The 3756-nt window shown below is 68.3% G+C and carries 3 protein-coding genes; 1 reads left to right on the top strand and 2 read right to left on the bottom strand.

The features are described from left to right. Positions 1 to 154: 154 nt before the first annotated feature. Positions 155 to 574 (bottom strand): cytochrome c oxidase subunit 4, encoded by a 420-nt coding sequence (locus ABZW17_RS46640; protein ID WP_354829457.1) that lies wholly within the window; start codon positions 572 to 574, stop codon positions 155 to 157. 29 nt (positions 575 to 603) lie between these two features. Further along, complete coding sequence (gene coxB, locus ABZW17_RS46645; protein WP_354829460.1) at positions 604 to 1548, bottom strand: cytochrome c oxidase subunit II; 945 nt, start codon at positions 1546 to 1548, stop codon at positions 604 to 606. A gap of 184 nt (positions 1549 to 1732) precedes the next feature. Here coxB and asnB point away from each other — a divergent pair, with 184 nt between their 5' ends. Next, positions 1733 to 3667, top strand: coding sequence for an asparagine synthase (glutamine-hydrolyzing) (gene asnB / locus ABZW17_RS46650; protein WP_354829463.1), 1935 nt, complete (start codon positions 1733 to 1735; stop codon positions 3665 to 3667). Positions 3668 to 3756 lie beyond the last annotated feature (89 nt).

Genomic DNA, 3756 nt, shown 5'->3' on the forward strand with positions numbered 1-3756 from the left:
CCCGCCCCCGCGCGGCCACGCGCCCGCCGCCGCGGGGCGCCACCAGTTCAGCCGCCTGCGCGGACCGCACCCGCCCACCTACCCCCCCCCCTCCCGCGGCAGACACGGAAACGGCCGCCACGCGCAGTGCGTGACGGCCGGTTCCGAAAGTGGCTCAGTCGTGCGACGGGCCGGTGTGGTACTCGAAAACCAGGCCGCCGATCGTGATCAGCAGCGCGACCAGCGCGATGACCAGCAGCCAGATGTGGAAGAACGCCAGCGCCAGGGCCGCGAGCGCCGCGGTGGCCGCCATGCCGATCGGCCAGTAGCTGCCCGGGCTGAAGAAGCCCAGCTCGCCCGCGCCGTCGCTGATCTCGGCGTCCTCGCGGTCCTCCGGGCGCGGCTCGATGCGGCGGGAGACGAACTGCAGGTAGCTGCCCGCCAGGAACGCCAGGCCGCCGGTGAGGAACAGGGCGACGATGCCGACCGGCTCGGGCCCGTGGGTCGCGGCCAGGCCGGTCCACACCCAGTACACGGCCGCCATGAACACGGCGAAGATCGCCACGATGAAGAAGATGCGGGCTTCGACCTTCATGGGTCTTTCCTACTCCTTGGGTACCGGCGTCAGTTGGACGCGGTGCGCGCCGTGCGGTCGGTGTTGAACGGCTGGGTGGTCACCGCGTGCGGGGTGCACAGCTCGCCGCAGTTCATCTTCGCCAGCGCTTCGGCGGCGGTGAACGTCTGGCCGGTCGCCGGGTTCACCTGCTTGCGCAGCGCGATGTACGCGTCGTACTTGTCCGCCGACAGCGCGCGGACCTCGAAGTTCATCACCGAGTGGTAGGTGCCGCACAGTTCCGCGCACCGGCCGACGAAGGAGCCTTCGCGGTCGATCTTGTTCTGGAAGGAACTGTCCTGGTTGTTCTTGTCCGGGTTCGGGAAGACGTCCCGCTTGAAGTGGAACTCCGGCACCCAGAAGGAGTGGATGACGTCGGTGGAGACCAGGTCGTACTGGATGGTCTTGCCGACCGGGAGCACCAGCAGCGGGATCTCGCCGGACGAGCCGACCGTGCTGACCTGGCCGCTGCCGTCGGGCTTCGCCGCGTTGGCGTCCTCGTACTTGAACTCCCAGTTCCACTGGAACGCCACGACCTGGACCTTGACGTCCGGGTTCGGGATCTTGTCCAGGACCTTCGACTCCGTCGTCGCGGTGAAGAAGAACAGGACGCAGACCATGATCGTCGGGACGACGACCGTGAACAGCTCCAGCGGGATGTTGTACTGGAACTGCCGGGGCAGCTCCTCCGGCTCGCCTTCGGCGGTCTTCTTCTTGCGGTGGAACGTCGCGGTCCAGAAGATCAGGCCCCACACGATCACCCCGACGACCAGCGCGGCCACCACGGCCCAGGTCCACAGCGTGCGCATCTGGTTCGCCTGCTCGGTGACACCGACCGGCCACCCGAACCGCAGGATCTCGTCGCCGGAGCAGCCCGTCGCGGTCAGCGCGACCAGCACGGCCAGCGCGGCGACGCGCACGGTCCGCTTCCCCAGGGTGCGCTCGGGTTGTCCCACTGCGCCTCGCCCTTTCACCCAGAGCCTCCTACGACCGATCTTTGTGACAGGCGGAGCCTAGCCGAGTTGGCCCATCCTGCTGACCAAGGGGTAACCCTCGACGCGCGTGGTACTCGCCACGGCGGTCCCGGCATACTGGGGCCTTCCCCAGCCCGGTGAAGACCCCGAAGGTGTGTGAGTACCCGTGTGCGGCCTGCTTGGACTGATCTGCGCGACCGAGACCGGCGCGGCGAACGCGCGTGACGCCGTCGGCGCGGCCATGCGCTGCCAGCGCCACCGCGGCCCCGACGAGCAGGACACCTGGGCCGACGCCGAGGTCGTCTACGGCTTCAACCGGCTCGCCTTCATCGACGTCGAGCACGCGCACCAGCCGCTGGTCTGGGGGCCGCCGGAGGCGCCGGGCCGGTACACGATGAACTTCAACGGCGAGATCTACAACTACCTGGAGCTGCGGGCCGAGCTCGCCGAGCAGCACGGGGCGAAGTTCGAGACCGAGGGTGACGGCGAGGCCATCGTCGCCGGCTTCCACTACCTCGGCGCCGACTGGGTGAAGCGCCTGCGCGGGATGTTCGCCTTCATGATCTGGGACTCGCAGGAGAAACGGGTCTTCGGCGCGCGCGACCCGTTCGGGATCAAGCCGCTGTTCTACTCGGCCGGCCCCGGCGGGGTGGCGTTCTCCAGCGAGAAAAAGAGCCTGCTGGAGCTTTCGGACGTCCTCGGCGTCGCGCAGGAACTGGACCGCACGGCCCTCCAGCACTACCTGGTGCTCCAGTACGTGCCCGAGCCCGAGTCGCTGCACACGGCGATCCGGCGCGTCGAGTCCGGCACCTCGTTCGAGGTGGTGCCCGGCGGTGAGGTGAAGTTCACCCGCTACTTCCACCCGCAGTTCAGCGCGAAGCCGGTGAACACGCAGGCCGAAGCGGAGGAACTGCACCAGCGGATCGCCGATGTGATGCGCGACTCGGTCGGCAAGCACATGATTTCGGACCCCGACGTCACCGTCGGCGCGTTCCTGTCGGGCGGCATCGACTCCACGGCCACCGCGACGCTGGCCAAGGAGCACAACCCGAACCTGATCGCGTTCACCACCGGGTTCGAGCGCGAGGGCTACTCCGAGGTCGACGTCGCCGCCGAGTCGGCCGCCGCGATCGGCGTCAAGCACGTGGTCCGGACGGTGTCGGCGGACGAGATGATGGAGGTCCTGCCGCTCATCGTCTGGTACCTCGACGACCCGGTGGCCGACCCGGCGCTGGTCCCGCTGTGGTTCATCGCCCGCGAGGCCCGCAAGCACGTCAAGGCGGTGCTGTCGGGCGAGGGCGCGGACGAGCTGTTCGGCGGCTACACGATCTACAACGAGCCGATTTCGCTGGCGCCGTTCGAGAAGATCCCCGGTGGCATGCGGAAGCTGATCGGCAAGGTGTCGACGAAGATCCCCGAGGGCACCCGCGGCAAGGACCTGCTGCGCCGCGGCGCGCTGCCGCTGGAGGACCGCTACTACGGCAACGCCCGCAACTTCCGCGACGACCAGCTGCGGAACGTTCTTCGCACCTATCAGGAGGGCGTGGGCTTCAAGGACGTCACGGCGCCTTGGTACGACGTCTCGCGCGGCTGGGATCCGGTGGCCCGCATGCAGCACGTCGACCTCTACACGTGGCTGCGCGGCGACATCCTGGTCAAGGCCGACAAGGTGACGATGGCGAACTCCCTGGAACTGCGCGTGCCGTTCCTGGACGCCGAGGTGTTCAAGGTCGCCGCGTCGATCCCGCTGGACCAGAAGCTGGCCCACGGCACCACGAAGTACGCGCTGCGCCAGGCCCTGGCGAAGATCATCCCGGCGCACGTGCTGAACCGCCGCAAGCTCGGCTTCCCGGTCCCGATCCGGCTGTGGCTGCGCAACGAGATGTACGACTGGGCGAAGGGGATCATCAGCGACTCGAAGACCGAGGAGCTGCTGGACAAGAAGGCGATCCTGGCGCTGCTCGAGGAGCACAGGGCGGGCCAGCTGGACCGCAGCCGCCAGCTGTGGGCGCTGATCGTGTTCATGCTCTGGCACGGCATCTTCGTCGAGCACCGCATCAAGCCCGAGATCCCCGAACCGGTCTACCCGGTCAAGCTCTGAGCCCTGCCGCACCCGGTCGTGAGTGGTAAGGCGGGTGTGTTAAAAGGCAAAAGAAAAAAAACCCCCGGCCGGCGACGGGGGGGGGGCCG

The organism is Amycolatopsis sp. NPDC004625, from assembly GCF_040609695.1.
In the GTDB taxonomy this organism is placed as follows: Bacteria; Actinomycetota; Actinomycetes; order Mycobacteriales; family Pseudonocardiaceae; genus Amycolatopsis.

Bases quoted from the DNA above. Each gene is read 5' to 3' on its own strand.
- ABZW17_RS46640 (WP_354829457.1), bottom strand. From the start codon at position 574: ATGAAGGTCGAAGCCCGCATCTTCTTCATCGTGGCGATCTTCGCCGTG.